This window comes from Leptolyngbya sp. Heron Island J, assembly GCF_000482245.1.
GTDB lineage: Bacteria > Cyanobacteriota > Cyanobacteriia > Phormidesmidales > Phormidesmidaceae > Leptothoe.
In genome coordinates this window covers 92,417-115,498 of the sequence record NZ_AWNH01000036.1, presented here as the reverse complement: position 1 = coordinate 115,498, position 23,082 = coordinate 92,417, and the positions used below count along the sequence as shown (strand labels likewise).

Sequence of the window (23,082 nt, the reverse complement as noted above, 5' to 3'; positions counted from 1 at the left end):
TCATCAGATTATTCAATATATGGCAGTATCACCCTGAACGTTGTTCCTTTGCCCATCTGACTCTCAAATGTCAGAGTCCCCTGATGCAGCTGTAAACAAGCACTGACCACTGATAGGCCAAGCCCCGTACCGGCAACAGTACCAACATTAGCTCCGCGATAAAACGCTTCATAGAGTCGACCTTGATCAGCATCTGGAATACCAATGCCCTGATCTTGAATCTCGAATGTAATCGTGGGAGGCTGACAGACTAAACTTAGCCTGACTCTGGGGACACTGTCAGAATACTTGACGGCATTGGATAATAAATTGGTTAGGATTGCTCGCAATAGGTGAGGATCTAAATAGACTTTTTGGCAATCGCCGGATACTGTCAAGTCAATCGATGGCGATGTTTGAAAACTAAATTGCACTTCTTCTATGAGCTGTTGACAATAGTGTTGCAGATTAACAATTTCAGGCAAAAACTGAAGCTTGCCAGATTCAGCTCTAGAAAGCGTCAACAGGTCATTTAGGAGCTGGTTCATCCGCTTGGCGGCTGCTCGTATTCGACTATAGATACGATGATGATTGTCATCCTGAGGGATAGCTTCTAATGCCTGAGCCGAGAGTAAAATCGTGCTCAGAGGCGTTCGTAATTCATGGGACGCCATAGAAAAAAGACGAATTTTGACCTGACTCAGTTCGCGAGTTCTGGTCAGTTCTGCCTGGGCTTGGGCAAGATAGCGAGCAATAATTGTGGTTATTAAAAAGCCAATGATCAGTGTAGAGAGGGCACGCCATGGAGTGAGCACAGGATAGTTCGCTGCTGGGGTAAAGGTAATGATCCACTGACGACCACCCACTGCAAGGAGATGGCTACAGTCAGTGGTTGTGAGGCATTGCAATTTTTCATTTACAGTCTCATCAGGTTGTCTCTCCTGTTGAACTGCCGCCGTCGTTACAACCTGTGCGATCGCATCATAATGCCCCAGGAACTGCTCAGATGCAGCAGCGCTTTGATCCCTTAGCGTAAAGTCGATATTGTAATTGAGGGTTTCTAAAGACTCTTCAACCACATCTGAAACCCGAAAAACACCGAGGAGATAACCTTGAATCTGATCCTGACGTAATGTTTGCGTGCCAGGAACCGTAGACGTATTGTATAACGGCAAAAAGACCAGAAAACCAAACTGATTTTTATGCTCTTGCACTAACCGAATTCTTCCTGATGCGGCAATCTGACCAGTATCTCGTGCGGTTTCCAGCGCAGTCAGCCGCGTAGGATCAGACATCAGATCATAGCCAAAGGCAAGTTCGTTACCAGCTAAAGGTTGTAGGTAGGTCACCGGAATGTAGTACGGGCGAGAGGCGGCACGAATTAAACCACCGCGACTGTCTCGTTCGGTAATTTGAAATTCGCCATAGCCTTCAGCCTGAATTGCTGTTTCAAAGGATGTACGAGTTTGTTCGGAGATAATTGGAGCCCATTCTAGGGCCTGAATACCCGGATAGGTGTTGAGTGCCCGTTGAACAAAGCGATTAAACTCAGTTCGAGAAATGGTTTGCTCAGAGACAGTGTAGAAATCCCCCAGGGCCAGGAGTAAATCTGTGTAGCGATTAACGCTACGCTGCAGGGCAGTGGCCAGACCATCGGTTTGGCGCTGAAACTGAAGACGATAGTTGGCACGTTCCCAGCGGGCAACTGCAAATGCGGCCAAGATAGATAGACCCGTGCCTAACAGCAGAGTAAGAACAATGGGTAGCGGGGGACGACGCATACGCACAGGTAATCTTGAGCTATCAGGCTTATGGGTTGTTAGCCTCAGAGATCAGCTTAGCGTTTAATCATGACAAAATTGTTCCAGCTGTGCGATCGCAGCAAAAATACCCTACCCCCATGCCTACAGCCATTGTCAGACCATTTCTACGTGATGTAGCCAAAGCCATAAGATCCCAAAAAGTTTCTGCAGAGGCGTTCCATGGAACGCCTGTACGGCAAAAGATAGAACCTCATTGAATCCTCATCCCTTAGTGCCCCAATCCCAAAGTTTCAGTTATCTTGAGTCATGGACACCAAGGACCCAGTTATGGAATCGTCAACTGTAGAATCAGATACTATTTCTAGCCAAGCTTCTGGGCAAGAAATTTATGCACGTTTGTCCGAGAATATTCAGCAGGTAGTCAAAGGGCAGACTGGGGCTGTGCGTAAGCTGCTGGCCGCCTTTGTCAGTGGCGGGCATGTGCTGCTAGAAGACTACCCTGGCACGGGTAAAACCACACTGGCTAAAGCGCTGGCTTTTTCCGTCGATGTTTCCTTCAAGCGGATTCAATTTACGCCTGATTTGCTCCCCTCTGACATTTTGGGCGTCTCAATCTTAAACCCCATCGAACAGTCCTTTCAGTTTCACGAAGGTCCTATTTTTGCCAATATCGTTCTAGCAGATGAGGTTAATCGCGCCTCTCCCCGCACCCAATCGGCGCTGCTGGAAGCCATGGCCGAATCTCAGGTCAGCATTGATGGCACCCTGAGAAAGCTAAGCGCACCTTTTTTTGTAATTGCCACCCAAAATCCTGTGGGAGCCCAGGGCACCTATCCCTTACCAGAAGCCCAAATGGATCGATTTGCCCTGCAGTTTAGTTTGGGCTATATCTCTCCAGAAGAAGAAATGGAGATTTTATCAAGTCAGATCCAGCAACATCCCATTGACCAGGTTAAACCCTGCCTCTCACAAGAGGATATTTTTACCCTCAAGCAACAGGTGCAGCAGATACGAGTCAGCGATGAACTCAAGCGTTACATCATTGATATTGTCGGGGCCACCCGCCAGACAGAAGGGGTACAGCTAGGTGCTAGCCCCAGAGGAGCCATCGCCTTGATGAAACTGGCCCAGGCATTAGCCCTCTTTGATGGGTACGAATTTGTTTTGCCAGAGCAGGTGCAAGAGATGGCGCTGTCAGTCCTAGCCCATCGGTTGGTCCTCGAACCCCAGGCCCGATTTTCGGGCCAAACAGCCGATGCGGTGATTCAAGATATCTTAAATGCGACGCCTGTGCCTGCCTGAGCCATGAATCTTTTCTTTTATCGTCTATTTCGATTCTTGGGCTACAGCCTCCGGCAATGGTTAAAAAGGCGATTTACGCCGCTGGGTGTAGGTGTTTTAGTGTTTGTGATCATTTCTGGGCTAGTAGGTCTGGATACCCAGCGGAGTTTGTCTTACCAGGTCTTTGCCCTGGCCTGTTTATTGCTAGTTGTGTCTATAGTAGCTATCGCCTTTTCCCGGCCTCGGTTCCAGGTCAGGCGACTGCTACCGCGCTTTGGCACGGTAGGCTTGCCGTTACCCTACCGAGTAACGATACAGAATACTACTCCCAAGAATTTTAGGAAACTGCGCCTGATTGAAGCGTTTGCCCATTCATTTCCTAGCTTTGAAGACTATCTTGACATTAGTCGTCCTCGCAAAGGCCGCAATCAGGCTCAATCATGGGGCAAACTAATCGTTCAAGCTCAGCGTGCGATCGCACCTGCCGTCGGGATTCCTGTATTGGCCGCTCAGGCCATGACTGAAATTAAAGGTGAGATTACGCCCCTACGACGAGGGTTACTACAGTTTGAAACAATGACCCTGGCCTGCCCCGATCCCCTTGGCATATTTAATGCCTGCATCAGGCTCCCCCTGCCCCAATCGGTATTAATCTTGCCAAAGCGCTACCCGGTACCCTCTTTTCAACTACCAGAACGTCAATGGTATCAACCGGGAGGATTATCGCTTGCCCTATCGGTGGGAGAATCAGAAGAATTTTGGTCCTTGCGAGATTATCGCCCCGGCGACTCACCGCGCAAGGTTCACTGGAAAAGCTGGGCCAAATTGGGTAAACCTGTGGTTCGAGAAGAACAAGCTGAGTACTTTGTACATCACGCTCTGGTGTTAGACACATTTCAACCGGAGTCATTTAGCGAAATTTTAGAAGAGGCGATCTCAGTGGCCGCGTCGTTGGCCTGTGAAATGCAAAACCAGGAGTCCTTACTGGATCTAATCTTTTCAGGATTAGGCGGCGGATACGTTACCCTGGGTCGAGGGTTAGGCCAAACAGAACGTATCCTTGAGTTGTTAGCGTCGGTAGTCCCCTGTCAGGATCAGCCCTTTGACTCATTGTTGCCAATCATGCAAAATCGTTTGCCACTATTCAGTAGCTGCATCTGCATTTTACTCACCTGGGATGAGGCGCGCCAGACATTGGTTAAGCAATTACAGTCCGCTAATATCCCCACATGGGTTTTGATCCTGACCCGTGATCGACACACACTATCGCCGATGTTAGAAGATTATCAAAGTCATTTAATGCGAGTTTATCCGTTACCGTTAGGTCACATTCAGCCGGGGCTTCAAACGATATGCAATTCCATATAGCCAGCCTGTGCAGTCTGGCATTGTGCCTGTGGGGATTTCAAACGGGGCTGTGGGGTCTGGTAGTGTCGATGATTTTGTGCATCGAAGGGAGACAGGTGTTCTCCAAGCGCTGGAGGCTCTCTAAAAAGGCAACCGTATGGATTGTGTTCATCTGCATTTCCGCGAGCATTGTGGCACTCCAACTCACGGGTGCTTTCCAGGGCATGCTGCTATTTCTGCCGTTGGCAATGTTTCCACTGATGTTGGCTCAAATCTATACGGTCAACCTTTCTCAGCAGATTCAGGATTTCTTCATGAATCCCTACTTTGCCAAGCGAGGAATTCAGTGGAAACGGCCCTCCTTTGACTTTGGTTATGTTTACTTTGGCCTATGTTTGTTATCAGCCAGTGCCGCAAACGCCAATAGAGTTCTCTTTTATAGTTTAGCTTGGCTGGTGGTTGCCATACTGTTCTTTTACCTGCGGCCTGCAAAATCTAAAGTGATGGCTTGGCTTGGTTTAATATGTTTGGCTGGGGTGTTGGGCATTTTTGCCCATAGACAGTTGAGCCAGCTTCAGTTGGATTATAGCTGGCTCAATGATGGTCGTCGTGGACAAGGTAATGGACAGGGCGGCTATGGACAAGGCGGCTATGGACAAGGTAATGAGTTTTCTCAAGGCCCTAAACAAGACAGTCCTCTGGAATTGATGTTACGGAGATTAGGGGAGAAACTATTCGCGCCGATCCAGGAACAACTACCGCAAGATCCTAATTCTAGAGTGCTGCTTCTGCTAATTTTCTTAGGTGTTGTCATTATTGGTGGTCTCTTGTTCTGGTGGTGGAGACGACGGCGACAGAGAATGATGGCTACAAGTGCGAGTTTTGAGGTGAGATCGCAACCGGCTCTCCCCGGTATTGATTCAGAGTTTTACCAAATTGAACAGATTTTCAAGCAATTAAAACTGAGGCGCAGACCTACGGAGAACCTACAGCATTGGCTAGAACGACTTACCGAAAAACTATCTATCGCTCAGGTGGAAGCACTCAAACCCATTATCCAATTGCATTATCGCTATCGTTTTGACCCCGAGGGTATTGATGCTGCTGAGAGAAATCAGCTGAGGTCCCTAAGCCAATCCTGGTTAGACAGTTATCGTGTCAGCCAGGATGCTCAAGGGTAGATAGGTGGTGTCCTAAGCGGAGTCAAAGGAATGGATGGCTGTCCTGAGCGGAGTCGTTGGCGTAGCCTTCCCACGGGAAATAGGACTGGGTGGATGGGATTTGGGCAGGGAGGTTGGATATGGGGTGAAGAGGGAATTGGTTAGGGGTTGGAGTTGGTTGGAAGTGTTGCGATGCATCGCACCCTACCTGGCACAAGACTGTTATAGCGATTAACGAAACATATTTTATTCAGGCCAACCAGTATCTTTAGAAAGCCTTTAAACACTAGTAGATTTTTCATCCTCTCCAGTTCCTAGAGTCCGTACTGTAGATATTCCTACATCAACGGCCTTATTGATCTAGAAAGAGGGTGATTTTTTAGCATAAGTAAACTATTTAATCGTGATTTCTACGGTTGTGTTTAACGTAATAAATTAGTAAAGTAGTTGTTTTTTTGCCAGACTAAGTAATTGTTCTTGAAAATCTCGTTTCGTTAGCTTTATTCTCTCCTGATATTAGATAAGGAGCTATTACCGATTTCCTCTCTATCAATAACTCATAGAATCGGCACAGGCTCTAAAGCCAATAAAACCGCTATCAGTCGAGAGATATATGAGTACACAAGGGAACGCATCACTTATTGCCGACATTGAACTGACTCTATTAGCCAAGATTGAAGAAATTATTGGTGATGGTGGAGACAATACACTTTTTGGCAATAGAGAACAAAACAAATTGACTGGCCAAGCGGGCAATGACACCCTTCGCGGGAGAGCTGGAGATGACATTCTTTTAGGAGGCGAAGGTGACGACAACCTATTTGGCGGTCGTGATAATGACATTCTCCTGGGTGGCATCGGCAATGATAATCTGCGGGGTGGAAAAGGTAATGACTCTCTTTTGGGTGGTTTTGGTAATGATCGCCTGGCAGGCCAAGCTGGTGATGACATTATCATTGGTGATGAAAGACTCACAGCCCAAGACTATGATGCCGATGGCTATTTGTTAGATACTACCAATGCTCTCCATGGCAATGATCGCCTAGTAGGTGGTGATGGCAATGACTTTCTACAAGATCAATTAGGTAGTGATCGTCTAATTGGCGGAGCTGGAGATGATGTTTTGGTAAGTATCAGTGATGCGAATGCTCCGGCTGAGAACACGAGAATTGTTGCTAACCAGGATGATGGCAATGATGTTGATAAACTTGTCTTTGCGAAAAAATTCTATAACCCCGATGGTCTGGCAGCTAATGATAGGCTAACTGGCGGTGCTGGTGCAGACACCTTTAAATTTGACATCCTCATGAACGCACCTGCTGCTATCTATACGCAGCATCTGCAAGACGACGGCCTGGTCAACTGGGGCATGGGGGCTGTTGCTGGGGAAAATGACAACTACCATGACCACTGGGTTGAGAGTATTGGTCGTGATACAATCACTGATTTTAGCGGTACCGGTGGCGAAGGGGACCAAATTATCATCACTGGCCATACCGTCACTTACAAGGTGATCAAGGAGCTAGATGAGCGCATTGTGCTTGGTGTTTATACTGATCAAGGAGGTGACGGTGTACGCGGAGGCGGTGCCCATGATCTGGATGTGCTGGGTGTGATTAACGTTAAGCACGATGGTAATTTTGACCTGGCCAACGATGTCACCGTTGTAAAAGCCGATTTAGGCGCATTCTAACCTTGCCTAGTATTTGCCTGTAATTGATACAGATGTGGGCTACGACAATAAAAGCATTGGTATGTGTTTAGCGTACATATGCGGTAATCAACCAACACGTCTTTAGGGTCGTGAGTCTAAGGTAAGGAGCATACTGTAGTGTTTGTTCTCGCTAGCCTTGGATAGCCCATTATCTAGTCAACTCAGCGATAGCTCAACCGCGATAAGGCTGCAATCAAACGTGCGGTTGCGTTTGGGCGTGAGCTGTTAGATCACTCCCCCGACCAGGGGTTGGCTATGCTGGAACGTCAAGCCCGTCAGCTTCTGATTCAACCGAGTTATATCGTGTCGGCCAGTCTGCTTAAACCACCGTCTCTGGCAACACTATACACAAAGCCTAGAGCAATTGTTACCCCCGACAACTGGTGCGATCGCAGCAAAAATACCCCAACCCCATGCCTACAGCAGTTGCCAGACCATTTCTACATGATGTAGCCAAAGCCACTCGGGCCACTATCACAAAGCTGGGGGTAAGGCTGATTGCCCCAATAGTCAGGATAATAGTTCATGGTTCAAGGCATTTAATTAATATCCATAACAGGTCATCTAGGTCAGCAGGTACACGATACAGATTCAAATCCTGGGTAATAGTACGCTGTTGACGGTGAAACTGACCAAACTGCCAGATATTGCCTGTGGAGATGGCCCCTTGCAGAATAAGCTGGTCTGAGTCGATCCATTGGTCAAGGGCAATAAGTTCTATCGCAAGCTGTACAAAGCCCCGTTCAAGGTCTTCTTTTTTGGCTTCAATGACTACAAATGTCTGGTGGTTTTGTAACAGGTAGTCTAGAGATCCTTTAAGTTGGTTGCTAACGGCTACGGGGTATTCCACATTGAGGGTTGCCTAAGTGTAGTGGAGCACATCAGTGAGTACAGGAGCGATCAGGAACTCCCGGCGAGCCATTTCGCCGGGAAGACTGAGGCGGGGTAGGCTTTCCTCAATGCGATTTTTTAGGTCGCTGAGGCGGTCGAGGGGGCCAGCATGATGCGGCAAAGTGAGAGACTAACGCTGAAGCGTAACGTTGAAATAGGCAAGGATGTCTTGTGGTGCAAAATTGAGTTTGAAGTAGTCAGCGAAGGTGTAGGACTGATCGGGATGGATAATGGGGGCTCTAGGCATTATAAGACTCCTCCCTCCTAGGAATATCTTGACCTGCTTTCATTGTGAACATCTTTTATGAAGCTATTCATAATGAGTCCACATACGAATAATTTTCACTGTATTTTGTGACTCAAGTACCTCGTAAACAAGACGGTGTTGAATGTTGATGCGTCTGGAATAAGATCCTGATAAATCGCCAACTAATTTCTCATAGGGTGGAGGATTTTGATAAGGATTTTTAGTCAGGATATCCAGCAGTTTTTGAGTTTTCTTCTTCAAATTACTTGCAGCTAGTTTCTTTGCATCTTTTTGAGCCTGTTTGGTATAAACGAGTTTCTAACTCACCAATCTAGCTAATCAGCACAGTCTTCAATGGGAGCGGCTAATCCTTCTTTTATGGACTCACGCATACCTGGTACAGCGAGCAGATATAAAGTTTCTTGAATGCTTGACCAGTCTTCTTCTGAAAGAAGAACTGCATTATTACCCTCATTGGTAATAATTACTGGTTTATGAGATTCGATAACCTCGTCGATTAGCTGCTGGAGATTTTTGGCGGCTTCATTAACAGGATGTGTAGACATTAATTCTCCTCAAAAACGCTAATCTAAACAAAAATAAAGATTTAACAGTTATAAATTCAGCTCTAAATACATCATGATGTATTTAGAGCTTTCCAAGCTTCCACTTGTTTCTTGACGAAATATAGTTGTGTAGAATAATCGTTAGGGTAATCAGATTTTGCTTTACTGACAATTGATTGCAATATATCATCAGGCAACTGAGAGTCAGAAAAATTCTTTAGATGCTGCCAAGCCTTAGTTTGTTGCTTAATGAAGTATTTTTGAGTAGAAAAATTATCAGGATAATCTTCTGCAGCTTTAAGTCTAATCTCTTCCAAAATTTTCACTTCTGGGCTAGTTCGCAGCTTTTCCGTTTCAGTCTTAAACATCCTTGATGTAGACTGCTTGTTGGTTGATTTGCGTGATTTACCAAAAGTATCTGAGTTGTGTGAGGTTATATGATCAATCCACCTCTGATAGGATGCTGGGGGATTAGGGGTAAGAGCCAATTGAATTGATAGCTCGGTTAATAATTGTTGTAGTTGAGCCGCACTATCACATCTTAGTGAGTTGAGATTTGAAATTGGTCTCTCTAAGCTTGATGGCTCAAATCCAGGCGCAAGTAAGGGAATAAGCTTCTTGCTGGCACCCCATCGCGCCCCAAGTTCAAATATAACGTAGGTAGATCTCACACTTACATTAGACAAAAGACCCAGAAACATCTCACATTCTGATACTTCAGTCCTTAGCTGTTCATCTGTATCTGCACCACCAGGCAATCTGTAACCATCAACACTAGTACAACGAATATCCTCTGGAGGAATGTTAAATGCATCCCTGATCAAAGAAATCAGATCTCTAGCCAGTTCAGCATCTTGACTACTATGACTAATAAATATTTCAATCATGTCTGGTTCTTGTCAAAGTGAGAATGAAAAATAAATGGTTGATAGTAAACCTATACTAGAACCACCAAAATGTAACATATATAACCAGTGAGTTGTATTTGTGCATCTCTTTAATCAAATCTATAATCTTCCCGATTTCTTCCCGAATTTTTCCTGAAAAACTTCGCATGTCTGCTCTAACCTGCAGCCAACCACGCATCAACCCATTGGCGAAGGAGTCAGACAATGCGGCGACGAGACCTACTAAAACGCGGCACCGCTTTTACCGGAGGCGTATCCCTAGCAGCACTCATTCATGCCTGCGGTGGCGGCGGAACACAACCAGCCGCTGACTCAGCTGATACTACAGCTGACGCGGGCGAGAGTTCTGAACCGGCTGTTGTTACTGTCGTCCAGGGCGGCGGCTTTCCCAACGGGCTAGACCTGCATCAGGTGGGCACCAACCGGCCTGCCTACGGTATCTCCTGGTGTCTTTACGATCGTCTTGTTACCTTTGGCACCAAAACCTTAGAGGATGGCTCTCTTTCCTATGACTATACCGTCATTGAACCGGAGCTGGCTGAATCCTGGACCGTCGCTGACGATGGCTTATCTGTCACCTTTAATCTGCGCAAGGATGCTACGTTCCACGATGGTACGCCGGTTACGGCCAAGGATGTGAAATGGTCCTACGATCGGGCGGTGTCCGTGGGTGGTTTTCCTTCATTCCAGATGAAAGCAGGGGCTTTAGAAACCCCCGAACAGTTCATCATGGTAGATGATTACACCTTTAAGGTGGACTTTATCCGCCAGGATAAGCTCACCCTGATGGATATGGCAGTGCCCATTCCTGCCATTATGAATTCTGCGCTGATCGAACCTCACATTACTGAAGCGGACCCGTGGGGTTTGGAATGGGCTAATGCTAATCCTGCTGGTAGTGGTGCTTATAAGCTAGACACCTTTAAACCTGAAGAACGGGTAGTCTTGGTGCGTAATCAGGAGTGGAAGTCAGGCCCTGCGCCTGCGATGGAGAAAGTCATTTGGCTAAATGTGCCTGAGGCTGGTAACCGCCGCGCTCTGTTGGAGAAAGGCGATGTCGATATTAACTACGAAGTCTCTGAAAAGGATATTAGTGAACTGAGGGCAACTGGAAAATATACGGTTGTCTCTACTCCCATTGAAAACTGTCTTTACACCATTGACCTGAATTCACAACCAGAACTCGGGGGCACTCCTAACCCCTTTAGTGATGTAAAGGTGCGTCAGGCCGTTGCTTATGCTATACCCTATGACGCTATCGTGGATACTGCTCTCTATGGTGAATGTGTCAAAATGTATGGGGGAGAGAGTTTTGAGCCTGCCACTATTGACTGGCCGCAACCGTATCCTTACAACACTGATATGGCCAAGGCCAAGGCCTTGATGGCAGAGTCAGGCTACCCCAACGGGTTTGATACGACTCTAGCGTTTAACCTGGGTACCCAGGAATGGGCTGAGCCGTTTTGTGTCCTGGTGCAAGAGGCTCTGGCTGAGATTGGTATTAATGCCACCCTGGAGAAAGTGCCGGGGTCTAACTTTCGCGCGGTGCTGGTAGAGAAGAGTCGACCGATGATTGTTAATAACTTTGGTGGTTGGCTCAATTATCCAGACTATTTCTTTTTCTACTCTTACCATGGGCAAAATGCCACATTTAATGGCAGTTCTTATCAGAACCCGGAGCTAGATAAGCTGGTGGATACGGCCCTGGCTACGGCTCCAGGCGATCCGGTCTATGAGGAAAGTGTTAAGGGATTCTTGAAAATTGCTTTTGAGGAAATGCCACGGATTGTTGTGGCGCAGCCCTATCTGTCGGTGGCAATGCAGCCTGGAGTAGAGGGGTATCAGTATTGGTTCCATAGACAGTTGGATTATCGACAGTTGAAGAAGGCTTAGGAGTGTCCTCCCCTTGGTAAGGGGAGTGCCGTAGGCGGAGGGGTTTTCGAAATGTAGCGCTAACGGTCGAGACCCCTCCCTGACGGTTCCCTTTGGTAAGGGGAACCAGGTATCGCCAGGCCTCTATAACAGGGTTATACCCTTCCTAAAGCTTATGTCTCGTCCTTCCACACTCTCTGTTGTCATTCGCCGCATTATTGCAGCTATTCCCAGTGTTCTTGGCGTCATCATCGTCACGTTTGTTCTCACCCGTGCTCTCCCCGGTGACCCTGCCGCCTATTTCGCTGGACCTGCTGCCACCCAAGAAGCCATCGATCAGATCCGAGAAACCTTGGGGTTGAATCGCAGTCTGCCTGAGCAATTCATTATCTACGTAGGAGAACTCCTGCGAGGAGACTTGGGTAATTCCCTCACCACAGGGCAAACAGTTGTGTCTGATCTACTTACACGATTACCGGCTTCGCTTGAACTTACCCTGGCAGGGCTGATCTTTTCTCTAATTCTGGCCTTACCTCTGGGTATTTTGGCGGCGACTCGTCCTGGTTCATGGATTGACCATGGGGTCAGGGTACTGGCGACAGCAGGGGTATCTCTACCCACATTTTTTACAGGATTGTTACTGATTTATGTGTTTTATTTTCGTCTGGGTGTGGCACCAGCCCCTTTAGGACGACTGGCCATTCTATACTCTTCACCTGAACAGGTGACTGGGTTGTTTTTAGTAGACAGTGTGTTGGCTGGAGAGTTTGAAACATTTCGAGCGGCTTTTGGACAGCTTATACTCCCTGCTGTGACCTTGGGGCTGTTTGCCCTGGCTCCTCTGGCTCGGGTAACGCGAGCTTCGATGTTGAGCGTATTATCCAGTGATTTTATTCGGACTGCCCGCGCCAGTGGGCTAGCCCCCCAGATGATTTTGTTTGGCTATGCTTTTCGCAATGCTCTGTTGCCGGTTGTGACTACCCTGGGTGTGGTGTTTTCTTTTTTGCTGGGGGCCAATGTGCTTGTGGAAAAAGTCTTTGCCTGGCCAGGGATTGGCTCCTATGCAGTGTCAGCTTTAATTGCCTCAGACTATGCGGCAGTGCAGGGATTTGTGCTGACCATGGCGTTGCTCTATGTGGTGCTTAATTTATTGATTGATTTGTTGTACACCGTGATTGATCCTCGGGCTGGAGTTGATTCATGACGTTATCTCCAACTGCTCCCAAGTCTGTGCTGGCTCAGGCTCGCTATATTATTAGCGAAAATGCTGTCACGTTTGGGGCATTTTTGTTGTTCTTTGTACTGGTGGTGTTTGCATTGTTGGGTGATACGATCGCACCCTATGATCCGGTTGCTAGCAATGCCACCGTTGCCCTCTCTCCACCATCTACAGTCCACTGGTTTGGCACCGACGACCTCGGGCGGGATGTACTCAGTCGGGTGATGGTGGCGACTCGTCTCGATCTGGGGATTGCTGTGGTGGCTGTGGTACTCTCCTTTGCCCTGGGCAGTATTTTGGGGACCTGTGCTGGCTACTTTGGCGGCTGGTGCGATCGCATCATCAGTCGCATTATCGATACCCTGATGGCGTTTCCACTATTTATCCTGGCCATGGGTCTGGTGGCGGCTTTGGGTAATACCGTCGAGAATATTATCTACGCGACAGCGGTGATTAATCTCCCCCTTTACACCCGTGTAGTCCGAGCTGAGGTTTTGATCCGTCGTCATGCTGGGTATGTAGAAGCGGCCAGATTAGCAGGTAATAATGATCTACAAATTATGGCGATTCATTTGTTTCCCAATGTGTTGCCGGTGATGATGGTGCATATTTCCTTAAATATGGGCTGGGCTATTTTGAATGCGGCAGGGCTGTCGTTTATTGGGCTGGGGGTGAGGCCACCGACGCCGGAGTGGGGGATTATGGTGGCCGAAGGGGCCACCTATATTATTTCGGGGGAATGGTGGTTAGCGATTTTCCCTGGAGCGGTGCTGATGGTGGCAGTGTTTTGTTTTAATTTGCTCGGAGATGGGTTGAGGGATTTGATTGATCCAAGGATGAGAACTTAGGGGATTGCACAACAATAAAGTCCCAGATTGGGGCTGTAGATGGGTGGATGAGTGATAGGGTAACGGGGGCATTATTTAAGCGCGGGAGCCTTAGCTGTGGTAGCCGGTTGATGGCAATGTGGGTTGCTCAGGGCTTGCTTCTTTTTCGGAAATATTCGAGTTATCTCATCTAGGCATACTGGGGTTTACCCCCTTGCTCGTCGAGGGCTAGGACCCCACGAAGACACGTCAGAGATTTCATTTTAGTGGTTGGAGAATGGGGTTTTGGTGATGTGGTTACGCTGCTCCGCATACGCTCCACACCGTAAAAGATTAGTTGTCTTCCTTATGGTTAGCAACAAACAGTCCTAATACATTTATGAGAATTGTCCATGCTTACCTCACTAACCTCTGAAGCAGTCCGAACATCTATGTTATCGGTACGAGATCTCTCAGTGGAGTTCCGTACTCGCAATGGCATCGTCAAAGCTCTAGAAAATATTAGCTTCCACATTGAGCAAGGTGAGACGGTCGGTATCGTTGGCGAAAGTGGCTCAGGCAAATCTGTGCTGGCCCTGGCCATTTTAGGTATTTTAGACCGGGCGGGTCATGTCACCGCAGGAGAGGTTTTATGGAGTCAGCAAACCGAGACATACAATCTTCTCAAAATGCCTGAGAAAACCCTGCGACAGCTGCGAGGGAAGGATCTGTCGATGATTTTCCAAAATCCTCGGGTGGCTCTAAATCCGATTCGTAAAGTGGGTAAACAACTGGTGGATGTCTTGCGCTGTCATGGGGATCTGCCTCGTAACCAGCTAAAGCAGCGGGCGCTAGAACTGTTGGCCAGTGTCAAAATTCCTGATCCACAACAGCGTTACAATGCCTATCCCTATGAGCTATCCGGTGGTTTATGTCAGCGGATTATGATTGCCCTGGCCCTGGCGTGTTCTCCTCAATTGTTGATTGCGGATGAACCGACAACCGGGCTGGATGTGACGACTCAAGCTACGGTTATGAGTCTGCTAAAAGGTTTGGCTACAGAACAACAGATGGCGACGATTGTGATTACCCACGATCTGGCTCTAGCCTCGGAATATTGCGATCGCATTATTGTTATGCACGCGGGTCATGTGGTGGAAAGTGCGCCCACCCATCCGTTGTTTAACCAGCCGCATCACCCGTATACGGCCAAGCTAATTGCCGCCACACCAGAACCCCACAAAGGCTTTGATCAGCTGATTCCGATTCTCGGTAGTTTGCCAGATTTACGACAGACTAATTTACCCCCATGTCGGTTTATTAGCCGTTGCGATCGCGCTACGGAGACCTGTCAACAACAGCCACTCACCCATCAACAAGTGGGGCCAGACCATTGGGTGAGATGTTGGCATCCGTTGGTAAATTAAGGACTTAAACCTGGTATTTAAAACTCTCTTTTTTCTATTTCCTTATGCTGCACGTCACCAATCTCACCAAGCACTTTCCCGTTGCCTCTAAAACACCCAGCTGGTTTCCTGGTAGCGCATCTAGGCCACATCTCCATGCGGTTGATGGCTTAGATCTGACCATTCAATCAGGTGAAAGTGTGGGTTTAGTCGGGGAATCTGGCTGTGGTAAATCCACCTTGATTCGGTTAATCTCACGATTGATTGAGCCGACGGCTGGCAACATTGTCTTTAATGGGACTGACATTGGTAATGTCTCAGTCAGGGAATTTGCTCGCAGCCCCCATCGCGCCCAACTACAGATGGTGTTTCAAGACCCAAGCGATAGTTTGAATCCGCGTTTTACTGCTTTTGACACGGTCACAGAACCCATTCGCCGGTTAGGCTCTCGACAGGAGCGTCAACAGCTCCCGCAGCGGGCCGTGGAACTGGCCCACCAGGTAGGTCTGCCCCCTGAGTTGTTAAGTCGTTTTCCCCATCAGCTGTCAGGCGGACAAAAAGCACGGGTGGGCATTGCTCGCGCCATTGCGCTAAAGCCTACTCTGTTAATTTTGGATGAGCCCACGTCAGCCCTGGATGTGTCAGTGCAGGCGGTTATTTTGCATCTGCTGGCGGAACTCAGACAGCAGATGCATATTAGCTATTTGTTTATTTCCCATGATTTAAACGTGGTGAGATTGTTGTGCGATCGCATCCTGGTCATGTACCTTGGCAAGCTGGTAGAAACAGGGCCTGTGGACGCAGTGTTCAATCATCCCAGGCATCCCTACACTCAAGCCTTGATCTCCGCGATTCCTAGCTTTGAGGCCAAGCCTCACCCGATTCCCCTGACCGGAGAACCCCGCAGCCCGATCAACCCATCGCCACACATTTGTCGGCTCTATGGCCGCTGCCCCAAAGGAGACCAACGCTGTCAGCAAATGTTACCGACCCTGGAGCCTATTAACGACTATCATCAGGTGGCCTGTCATTATCCTGCATCCCCTCAATGACCAAAATCCGTTCTCGCCAGCTGTTGGGCATTGGTTTAGTCTTGCTAAGTGCCCTGGCACTCTCGGTGCAGAATGTGATTTTGCGGCTGTTTTTTACCCCCAGTCTTTTATGGGGTCAAGTTTCTTTTGGTGGATTTGTTACGCCGCAGCTGAGTCATGTGGTGGTGTTATTGACCATGCGTATGGCCACCATGGTGCTGCTGCTGGCAGGGATTGCCCCCTGGCTCTATCCCAGTACCTTTCGGGTATTGCGCACCCTACCAACTACTCCCAAACTTTTGGGGGCCGTCATCGCCAGCGGTGGATGTTTGTTTTTGGGGCTAACGCTTTTGTATACGGCCCTGAGCCAGATTGCAACGGGAATTGCGATCTCCACATTCTTTGTCTATCCAGCTATCACTCTCCTACTGGCCTGGTATTGTTTTCACCACCGTCCCCGTCCTTACCAGCTATGGCTGATGGGGGTAATTTTTTCCGGTGTCGTCTTAACCACTCTGAACTCATCAGGGGCCATATCAGCCAATCCGATTTTAGGGGGGCTCAGCGCTACCGGAGCCGGGCTCAGCTTTGGGTTATATGGCATTTTTGCCGAACTGTCTCTACAGCCCCAATCAGGCTATGCCCCGATTCATCCAGTCCCCTTTTCTCTATGTACCTTTTTCGTTGTCGCTGTGGCCGCTGGTCTCACCCTATTGTTCAGCCAGCAAATTACCATTACCTCAACCGCCTGGCCCTTTATTTTGCTCATGACCGTCCTGTCAGCGTCGCTGACGCTGATTGCCTATGTCTTAAACAATTTTGGTATTCACTACATCGGCGCTGCACTGACCGCCATGATTAGCGCCAGCAACCCAGGGCTGACCACATTGTTTGCCTGGTGGGTGTTGCAAGAGGCGTTACAGACACAACAGATTGCAGGCATTGCCTTAATTACCGGGGGTGTGGCCACCCTCAGCCTGCGCTCACGCCGTTGATCAAATCCGTCCCCTGGCGCACTACGCCGTTAGCCACTCTCCTGCTGCCAACCAAATGGCTCCCTCTGGGGGTGAATCCATCATATAAATCCAGGCGTCTCCTAGCACCTGACCCGCCCGGTCAAAAACTGTTACCTGCTGACGCCTATATTCTTCGATAAAGTCGTTTTGCGCTTGGCAGACTGACTGCTCAGGGGGAAAATACCCTTCTAGGTAGTCTAAGCCTGAAAGTGCGATCGCATCTAAGGTAAACAAATAGCCCTTCACCCAGTCAGTGCCCAGGGTGCTCACCGGATAGCCTAGATGGGGCAAATCATAGAGCCGTCCTTGCACCTGGGCGGGCTGAGCCTGCCTGAGATAGGGGGCACAGTAGGTTTGATGGTATTGACCGCCAGGTTTGAGGGTGCCATAGACAAAAACATCAATGGTTTTCATCAGTTGAAAACAGAAACCTAAACCAGAGTATCTATCGAGCTGAGGCTTTCTTAAACTGCTTGAGCGTACTCAAATACTGGTTCAAAAACGGCAAACCACCAATGGCCGGTAAAAAGTAACGAGAGGTGCAAAGGAGCCCTAAGGCAGCTCCAGTAGCAGCACCAAAATAAGGTGCATAGAGTGTGATCAAGGCGGCATCACGGGTTCCCACCCCGGCAAACGTTAGGGGCAACAAACCGGCCAAAATGGCTAGGGGGGAGAGGGCAAAACTAATGACTGGGGGAGCCCAGGCATTTAATGCCAAAATAAAGAGCCAAATCTGCAACAGGTGCAAAAACCAAACAAAAATCGACATACTGGCAATGCGGGTAAGCTGGGCGGGATTACCCCAAAAGTAATCATGCATTTCACCCCAGGACGCTTGTAATGAACCTAGCTTTTGTTCAATTTTGCCAGGGGCGATGCGACGCAAGATCGTAAACCCAAATCGAGCAAAGCCCTTGGACCCCAGCATCAACAGCCCAAAAATCAAACCGCTCAGAATGCCAGCCGTCATGGCCCAAAAGAACACATCTTTCTGGGGATAGAGCAGCAGTCCAAAGGCACACCACAGCAGTAGTGACAGCATGTCACAGGCTTTTTCAAAAATGACAATGGAAAGAGACAAACTGCCGCTCAAATGCCCTCGTTCTTTCATAAAATAGGATTTGGCAATGTCGCCCATTTTTGAGGGCAACACCATATTCAGCACGCTAGCCGCCAGAATTAATTTGTTGGCTTCCCAGATACCCAGCTTTGCCTGGGCAGGTACCAACTGCTTCAGCCGCCAACCGGTAAAAAATGTGATGGGAATCACCATCCCCAGGCTGACGGTGAGCCAGAACGGATCGCACTCTCGTAAAACTTTAATCAGCTCGGCAAAATCGATCTTGTTATACAAGATCACCAGGATAAGAGTACTAACAAAGATAGATATAAATCGTTTCATTCGGGAATAGGGAATAGGGAATAAGGGGGAATTCCGTAGGGGCTCCCCTTGTGGGTGCCCATCGCAACCGATTTACAATCGCCGTTCTACCTGGAGAGGTTGAGCGGCAGAGAGAGCATGCACCTCATTGGTTAGGTCTTTCCAGGGCTGCAGCTGCCCTGGCTGAAATGTCCGGCTCATGACGACATAGATGGAGGTCTGGTCACTACCGATACCAGCGGTCAGCACATTGTTCCACCCGCTGGTGGCCATCAGTTGATCTGTCAGCATCCAGTGGCCATCTTGCCATTGAAAAGTCCGCTGAAATCTGAAGGGGGCATCATTTTTGCCGGTGATCAGCATTTTTTGTAACAGCTTGCGGATCAGATTTGGGAAAAATCGGCCCACGCTCAGCATCACCACCCGCAGAATCATCAGATTTAAGGGGGTCATTTGCTTTTGTTTAGCCCAGCCTAGGGGGCCTTCAATAATAATTTGGCTGTCTTGAATATCGTATTGGTAGTCGCCTACCAAATGACCCACCGCATTTTTGACCTTGCCGCTGTCTTTCACCTGTAATGAAAACTGGGTGTCGGACAGCACTAGCTGGTTGTTGCGAAAGAATTTAAAGGCACCGCCTTTATTGAGGGCCAGATAGAGTTTTGTATCTACTCGCTGGTCAATCAAAATGCGAGCATTGGGAAACCAGACCCGTCCTGATTGGGGTGGCTGGGTGGGTGGCCGAACGTCTACAAAGTCTTTCCAGGTGAGTAGATAGTTCCAGGTGTGATGCCCAACAATGTGGTCATCGGCGTAGCAGGAACCCCGACCGTTTTGTAACCCTTTGAGAAAACGGTCGTTGATGCTCAAGGCTTCGGGCATCCAGCGGCCCACTAACTCAAAGCCGTGGGGAAAATAGTTGTAGGTGTTGCGACTGGTGTATTCGCCTCCATAGGAACCGTCGGGATGGACAAAGTGGCTGGCCAGACGCACACCATTTGCGATCGCATCTCGTAACCGTTCATTGATGCGATCGCCCAGGTCATACACCCGCGCCAAACAGGCAATCGTCAGGGTGTGATAGCCCGGATCGCAGCCCTCATACTCCTGGAACCAGCCCTCTGAATCCTGCCAGGAGAGCACCTGTTCCAGCCGTTGCTGAATGGCAGACTGCCACTTTTGCGTATTGAGCACCCGCGATGCTAGTTCTAAACACAGCACAATTAGCGCCTGATGGTTGGTCAGCCGTCCACTTTCCTGGTGATGGGCCAGCCAATCCGCCCGTGTTTCAAAAAAACTGAGGGCCTGAGGATTATTCAGCTTCAGCAACCGATAGCTTTCCAAACAGGCCAGTAGCGAAAATGCCGCTGCTCCACCAGCTCGCTCAAAGGGAAAATAATCATCACAGGAGCCATCGGGGTGGGCACTTTTGGCGGCAAACATAATGCCAGCTTCCACCCAGGCCTTGATATTAGGCTGCTGATAGTAGGGATTATGCGGTAGCGGCATATCGTAGACCAGGGCCAGGGGCCATACAAACTCCTGGGACATACCGCTGGGAAAATCGATGATCTTATATTGCCAATAGTTACGGTCAAAACAGCCATAGTTGGGGCTATGGGGATTACGGTCCTGCAGCGTCAGAATTTTAGGAATTTCAGCCAGGGCCGCGCTTGCAAATAAATCTTTCATATAGTTAGTAGAGAATATTAGTAGAAAAGCTAGTTGCGGTTGAGAAACACCCCCCATCTAGGTATGAGAACGGCAGTCCCGGCTCAGGCATCCCCCTAGCACGGGAGGTCATAACTTAAGATCACCTCACCTCCTTCTGCCGATTTTTGACCATATGTTCCTCAATCTCTGAACGCCGCAGCCGCAGCTGAATATCTTCTAGCAGCTTGCGGTTAGCGGACATCAAATCGGCAATCAGGCCAAAGATCCAGCATTGGACACCGATCAGAATCAGCATGGCCGACAAGATTAAGCTAGGAACATGGCTGCGACCGGTCTGATCAAAGGTGGTAAAAAACAGCCACAGCCAGCGCAAACCCAGCAAAAAGCCAAGGCCAAAGGGAATGGCTCCCAGAATCGTAAAAAACGACAGGGGGCGATAGGTGATAAAAATGCGCAGAATCGTAAATAAGGACCGCTGCACATAGGAGGCAATGCTTTTAACCAGACGGGAAGGCCGGAGGTAACCATTGGTGCGAATGGGTACCGACGTCACCGCCATGCCCTTTTGGCCGGCCTGAATGATGGTTTCGAGGGTGTAGGTGTATTCGTTAAATACGTTGAGCTGCATGGCCGCATTGCGGCTGATGGCGCGGAACCCGCTGGGGGCATCGGCGACGGGGGTATTGCTGGCGACCCTCACGGCCCAGCTGCCCAGGCGCTGCAGCACTTTTTTAATGGGCGAAAAATGCTGAATTTCCATGATCGGGCGTTCGCCGACCACGATTTCCGCATCGCCGTGAATAATGGGCTCAATCAGCTTGGGAATGTCGGCAGCACAGTACTGATTGTCAGCATCGGTATTGACAATGATGTCAGCTCCAGCTTTCAGACACGCATCTAACCCAGCCATAAATCCGCGAGCCAGCCCCTGGTTATGGTCAAAACTGACGATGTGGTTGACGCCCCATTCCTTGGCCACATCAACTGTGCGGTCGATACTGCCGTCGTTGATAATCAACCACTCTACCTGGTCCACCCCAGGGACCTGACGGGGCAATTCTGACAGGGTGACTCCCAGGGTGTTTTCTTCGTTGTAACAAGGAATTTGAATAATCAGTTTCATAGGAAGATGCCTGTGATGTTCGCCTAGAAGGGAATATGGCTTGATTTTAGTTTGAGGGGTGGCTTTAATCCGATCAGCCAGCTGAGGCGAAAGAGCCATATGCCAATGCTAACCATGGTGGCTGCGATCGCAACTCCAACCCAAATAGGAATGCCCACGGCTGGCAAAAACCACCACCAGACCGCCACAATCCTGAGCAATTCAGCTTTAGTAAACTCTCCTCTGGGTGGCGGTTCACCAACATTGCTAATAATCTCCTGAACAGGAGTATTAAAAGCATCCGTCAACTGTCGCCCAGCTGCAGCCCACACATTAAAAATAGGCGCTTGGGAAGGCTCACTCCACAAAGACACGGTTTGCATCAGCAAGGCCATACTCTGGTCAGACACCTCAGCAAAGTACCGTTGGTAGTAGGTCAGCAGTGTGGGGGCATTGGCCAAAAAGCCCAGGGTAATCAGCACAATTAACGGTATCCGCCAGCGTTTACCCAGCAGCCCCACGGTGACCATCAATGCCGGCAGAATCGGCACTAAAAACCGGGGTCCCCAGTTCCAACCATTAAAATCCCAGCCGCTGTGCAGTAGCCAGAAGCTAGCCACAATCCCAAAAATTGCCACAAATTCTAGCTGACGCCGCTGCCATAGCACCCAGAGCCCAACCAGAGCCAAAATAGTCGGCGGGCAGTACCAAAATAAACCGCCACCGCTACCAGGGCTAATCAACTGCCCCAAGGCCCGCATCAAAAATCCATCGGTGCCCAGCTGCGACGTATCCTGCCCCGATTTAAGAAAGCTGCCAAACCGAATGTAGTTGTAGCCCAAGTAAAGACCGACACCAACAACGGTGCCAATACAGGGGGCCAAAATTCGGTCCCAGCTGCAGCGACGGAGTAAGAAATATAGCGCCAGCACCGGCCCTAATAAAATACCAGCGGGTTTGGTAGCAATGGCCAACGCTACCAGTAAACCCGCTGTCCAATGCGCCCAGCGAGAGGTACCAAAGGCCAGGTATAGGGCCAGCGTGATGATAAACGCTAACAGCGGTTCGGCAAAGAACTCACGGGCATAAACCATCGCTGTTGTGCCAAAGCCATAGCCAATCACCGCCATCAAGGCTCCGCGACGCTGCCCTCCCAGTTCAAGAGTCAAACCATAGACCAACATGGCCGTAGCCGCTGTCAGCAGAATATTGAGCACCAGCCCAAAGCTGGCTGCCGTGTACCGCACCGGCAGGTTTAGCAGATCACCGATGGTCGTACCCAGCCAAACAAATGGCACCGCGAATATCGGCAGCAGCGGATAGCGAATTGAGTAAAACTGGCCATCAGGCCCCTGAATACCTCCCGCTCCAGCAGGAATCGAAAAATTACCTTTGGCAATCAAGGATTGGGACATGTGCAGCATGTCATTGCCGTCCACCCCCCAAATGCCGGGTTTTAGAAAGGCCAAATAGATGAGACAAATGGCAAAAAATAGAGCAATGGTCGGACCCCCAAAAAGCGGATGGTGTTCTCCCGATGAGTCCTTTACCTGGCCAGTCATATGAATTAGTTGGTCAGTAATTAAAAATCAAAATAGTGTCAGTGATGAACCTTAAGCGTTAACTGAGTGCAAACCAAAGTTCAAAACTTTCTGATACATAATGCCCGCTGGCCCATATTGAGACAGCAGGAATATCCCCCTTCTATTAAATCGAATT

Annotated in this window: 22 protein-coding genes and 1 pseudogene; 12 read left to right on the top strand and 11 right to left on the bottom strand. The window is 49.0% G+C overall.

The genetic code is table 11. The features are described 5' to 3' along the window. Positions 1–8: 8 nt before the first annotated feature. Positions 9–1,760, bottom strand: coding sequence for a CHASE domain-containing sensor histidine kinase (locus N836_RS49940; RefSeq protein ID WP_023072293.1), 1,752 nt, complete (start codon positions 1,758–1,760; stop codon positions 9–11). Between the two features lie 14 nt (positions 1,761–1,774). Between N836_RS49940 and N836_RS49935 the strand changes: the two genes are divergently transcribed. From N836_RS49935 to N836_RS75765, 6 genes are all read left to right on the top strand, one after another. Continuing rightward, positions 1,775–1,999: a hypothetical protein gene (locus N836_RS49935; protein WP_023072292.1), complete on the top strand. Its 225-nt coding sequence runs from the start codon at positions 1,775–1,777 to the stop codon at positions 1,997–1,999. 70 nt (positions 2,000–2,069) lie between these two features. Next, complete coding sequence (locus N836_RS49930; RefSeq protein WP_031292507.1) at positions 2,070–3,044, top strand: AAA family ATPase; 975 nt, start codon at positions 2,070–2,072, stop codon at positions 3,042–3,044. 3 nt (positions 3,045–3,047) lie between these two features. Continuing rightward, entirely contained in the window at positions 3,048–4,391 is a 1,344-nt protein-coding gene (locus N836_RS49925; RefSeq protein ID WP_023072290.1) for a DUF58 domain-containing protein, read from the top strand. Between the two features lie 170 nt (positions 4,392–4,561). Next, on the top strand, positions 4,562–5,551 hold the full coding sequence (locus N836_RS49920; protein WP_152532115.1) for a hypothetical protein: 990 nt from the start codon (positions 4,562–4,564) through the stop codon (positions 5,549–5,551). A gap of 592 nt (positions 5,552–6,143) precedes the next feature. Continuing rightward, positions 6,144–7,223: a calcium-binding protein gene (locus N836_RS0137790; protein ID WP_023072288.1), complete on the top strand. Its 1,080-nt coding sequence runs from the start codon at positions 6,144–6,146 to the stop codon at positions 7,221–7,223. A 276-nt stretch (positions 7,224–7,499) separates the two neighbouring features. Next, positions 7,500–7,697, top strand: coding sequence for a hypothetical protein (locus N836_RS75765; protein WP_023072287.1), 198 nt, complete (start codon positions 7,500–7,502; stop codon positions 7,695–7,697). A 70-nt stretch (positions 7,698–7,767) separates the two neighbouring features. Here N836_RS75765 and N836_RS77520 read toward each other — a convergent pair whose 3' ends face one another. From N836_RS77520 to N836_RS49905, 5 genes and pseudogenes are all read right to left on the bottom strand, one after another. Further along, positions 7,768–8,094 (bottom strand): hypothetical protein, encoded by a 327-nt coding sequence (locus N836_RS77520; RefSeq protein ID WP_023072286.1) that lies wholly within the window; start codon positions 8,092–8,094, stop codon positions 7,768–7,770. 12 nt (positions 8,095–8,106) lie between these two features. Then, the gene (locus N836_RS77515) at positions 8,107–8,256 is read right to left on the bottom strand and encodes a hypothetical protein (protein ID WP_235071078.1); all 150 of its coding nucleotides are present in this window, start codon (positions 8,254–8,256) and stop codon (positions 8,107–8,109) included. A gap of 189 nt (positions 8,257–8,445) precedes the next feature. Then, a pseudogene (locus N836_RS74560) lies at positions 8,446–8,688 on the bottom strand (Txe/YoeB family addiction module toxin); the annotation flags it as partial. A gap of 29 nt (positions 8,689–8,717) precedes the next feature. Next, the gene (locus N836_RS49910) at positions 8,718–8,948 is read right to left on the bottom strand and encodes a type II toxin-antitoxin system Phd/YefM family antitoxin (RefSeq protein ID WP_023072284.1); all 231 of its coding nucleotides are present in this window, start codon (positions 8,946–8,948) and stop codon (positions 8,718–8,720) included. A 71-nt stretch (positions 8,949–9,019) separates the two neighbouring features. After that, on the bottom strand, positions 9,020–9,835 hold the full coding sequence (locus tag N836_RS49905) for a toll/interleukin-1 receptor domain-containing protein (RefSeq protein ID WP_023072283.1): 816 nt from the start codon (positions 9,833–9,835) through the stop codon (positions 9,020–9,022). 225 nt (positions 9,836–10,060) lie between these two features. Here N836_RS49905 and N836_RS49900 point away from each other — a divergent pair, with 225 nt between their 5' ends. The 6 genes from N836_RS49900 (at position 10,061) to N836_RS49875 (ending at position 17,185) form a co-directional block, all read left to right on the top strand. After that, positions 10,061–11,749, top strand: a complete 1,689-nt coding sequence (locus N836_RS49900; protein WP_023072282.1) for an ABC transporter substrate-binding protein — start codon at positions 10,061–10,063, stop codon at positions 11,747–11,749. Positions 11,750–11,903: 154 nt separating this feature from the next. After that, complete coding sequence (locus tag N836_RS49895; RefSeq protein WP_023072281.1) at positions 11,904–12,932, top strand: ABC transporter permease; 1,029 nt, start codon at positions 11,904–11,906, stop codon at positions 12,930–12,932. Next, a complete protein-coding gene (locus N836_RS49890) occupies positions 12,929–13,795 on the top strand; it encodes an ABC transporter permease (RefSeq protein ID WP_023072280.1) in 867 nt (288 codons plus the stop codon). The genes N836_RS49895 and N836_RS49890 overlap by 4 nt, the downstream gene beginning before the upstream one ends. Before the next feature lie 371 nt (positions 13,796–14,166). After that, complete coding sequence (locus tag N836_RS49885) at positions 14,167–15,180, top strand: ABC transporter ATP-binding protein (RefSeq protein ID WP_051394554.1); 1,014 nt, start codon at positions 14,167–14,169, stop codon at positions 15,178–15,180. 44 nt (positions 15,181–15,224) lie between these two features. After that, complete coding sequence (locus tag N836_RS49880) at positions 15,225–16,211, top strand: ABC transporter ATP-binding protein (RefSeq protein ID WP_023072278.1); 987 nt, start codon at positions 15,225–15,227, stop codon at positions 16,209–16,211. Continuing rightward, on the top strand, positions 16,208–17,185 hold the full coding sequence (locus N836_RS49875; protein WP_023072277.1) for a DMT family transporter: 978 nt from the start codon (positions 16,208–16,210) through the stop codon (positions 17,183–17,185). The genes N836_RS49880 and N836_RS49875 overlap by 4 nt, the downstream gene beginning before the upstream one ends. A 21-nt stretch (positions 17,186–17,206) precedes the next feature. On the opposite strand, the gene N836_RS49870 is transcribed toward N836_RS49875, so the two are convergent. The 5 genes from N836_RS49870 to N836_RS49850 form a co-directional block, all read right to left on the bottom strand. Continuing rightward, positions 17,207–17,620 carry a gamma-glutamylcyclotransferase family protein gene (locus tag N836_RS49870; protein WP_023072276.1) on the bottom strand — a complete coding sequence of 138 codons (414 nt, stop codon included), beginning with the start codon at positions 17,618–17,620 and terminating at the stop codon, positions 17,207–17,209. 31 nt (positions 17,621–17,651) lie between these two features. Further along, a complete protein-coding gene (locus N836_RS49865) occupies positions 17,652–18,608 on the bottom strand; it encodes a lysylphosphatidylglycerol synthase transmembrane domain-containing protein (protein WP_023072275.1) in 957 nt (318 codons plus the stop codon). Between the two features lie 72 nt (positions 18,609–18,680). After that, complete coding sequence (locus N836_RS49860; protein ID WP_023072274.1) at positions 18,681–20,279, bottom strand: hypothetical protein; 1,599 nt, start codon at positions 20,277–20,279, stop codon at positions 18,681–18,683. A gap of 121 nt (positions 20,280–20,400) precedes the next feature. Next, positions 20,401–21,384: a glycosyltransferase family 2 protein gene (locus N836_RS49855; RefSeq protein WP_023072273.1), complete on the bottom strand. Its 984-nt coding sequence runs from the start codon at positions 21,382–21,384 to the stop codon at positions 20,401–20,403. Between the two features lie 23 nt (positions 21,385–21,407). Further along, a complete protein-coding gene (locus N836_RS49850) occupies positions 21,408–22,925 on the bottom strand; it encodes a hypothetical protein (protein ID WP_023072272.1) in 1,518 nt (505 codons plus the stop codon). Positions 22,926–23,082: the final 157 nt, after the last annotated feature.

What these genes read in the sequence shown, in the direction of transcription:
- N836_RS49940 (WP_023072293.1), bottom strand. Translation starts at nt 1,760, where the DNA reads ATGCGTCGTCCCCCGCTACCCATTGTTCTTACTCTGCTGTTAGGCACG.
- N836_RS49930 (WP_031292507.1), top strand. Translation starts at nt 2,070, where the DNA reads ATGGAATCGTCAACTGTAGAATCAGATACTATTTCTAGCCAAGCTTCT.
- N836_RS49925 (WP_023072290.1), top strand. Translation starts at nt 3,048, where the DNA reads ATGAATCTTTTCTTTTATCGTCTATTTCGATTCTTGGGCTACAGCCTC.
- N836_RS0137790 (WP_023072288.1), top strand. Translation starts at nt 6,144, where the DNA reads ATGAGTACACAAGGGAACGCATCACTTATTGCCGACATTGAACTGACT.
- N836_RS75765 (WP_023072287.1), top strand. Translation starts at nt 7,500, where the DNA reads ATGCTGGAACGTCAAGCCCGTCAGCTTCTGATTCAACCGAGTTATATC.
- N836_RS49910 (WP_023072284.1), bottom strand. Translation starts at nt 8,948, where the DNA reads ATGTCTACACATCCTGTTAATGAAGCCGCCAAAAATCTCCAGCAGCTA.
- N836_RS49905 (WP_023072283.1), bottom strand. Translation starts at nt 9,835, where the DNA reads ATGATTGAAATATTTATTAGTCATAGTAGTCAAGATGCTGAACTGGCT.
- N836_RS49900 (WP_023072282.1), top strand. Translation starts at nt 10,061, where the DNA reads ATGCGGCGACGAGACCTACTAAAACGCGGCACCGCTTTTACCGGAGGC.
- N836_RS49895 (WP_023072281.1), top strand. Translation starts at nt 11,904, where the DNA reads ATGTCTCGTCCTTCCACACTCTCTGTTGTCATTCGCCGCATTATTGCA.
- N836_RS49890 (WP_023072280.1), top strand. Translation starts at nt 12,929, where the DNA reads ATGACGTTATCTCCAACTGCTCCCAAGTCTGTGCTGGCTCAGGCTCGC.
- N836_RS49885 (WP_051394554.1), top strand. Translation starts at nt 14,167, where the DNA reads ATGCTTACCTCACTAACCTCTGAAGCAGTCCGAACATCTATGTTATCG.
- N836_RS49880 (WP_023072278.1), top strand. Translation starts at nt 15,225, where the DNA reads ATGCTGCACGTCACCAATCTCACCAAGCACTTTCCCGTTGCCTCTAAA.
- N836_RS49875 (WP_023072277.1), top strand. Translation starts at nt 16,208, where the DNA reads ATGACCAAAATCCGTTCTCGCCAGCTGTTGGGCATTGGTTTAGTCTTG.
- N836_RS49870 (WP_023072276.1), bottom strand. Translation starts at nt 17,620, where the DNA reads ATGAAAACCATTGATGTTTTTGTCTATGGCACCCTCAAACCTGGCGGT.
- N836_RS49865 (WP_023072275.1), bottom strand. Translation starts at nt 18,608, where the DNA reads ATGAAACGATTTATATCTATCTTTGTTAGTACTCTTATCCTGGTGATC.
- N836_RS49860 (WP_023072274.1), bottom strand. Translation starts at nt 20,279, where the DNA reads ATGAAAGATTTATTTGCAAGCGCGGCCCTGGCTGAAATTCCTAAAATT.
- N836_RS49855 (WP_023072273.1), bottom strand. Translation starts at nt 21,384, where the DNA reads ATGAAACTGATTATTCAAATTCCTTGTTACAACGAAGAAAACACCCTG.
- N836_RS49850 (WP_023072272.1), bottom strand. Translation starts at nt 22,925, where the DNA reads ATGACTGGCCAGGTAAAGGACTCATCGGGAGAACACCATCCGCTTTTT.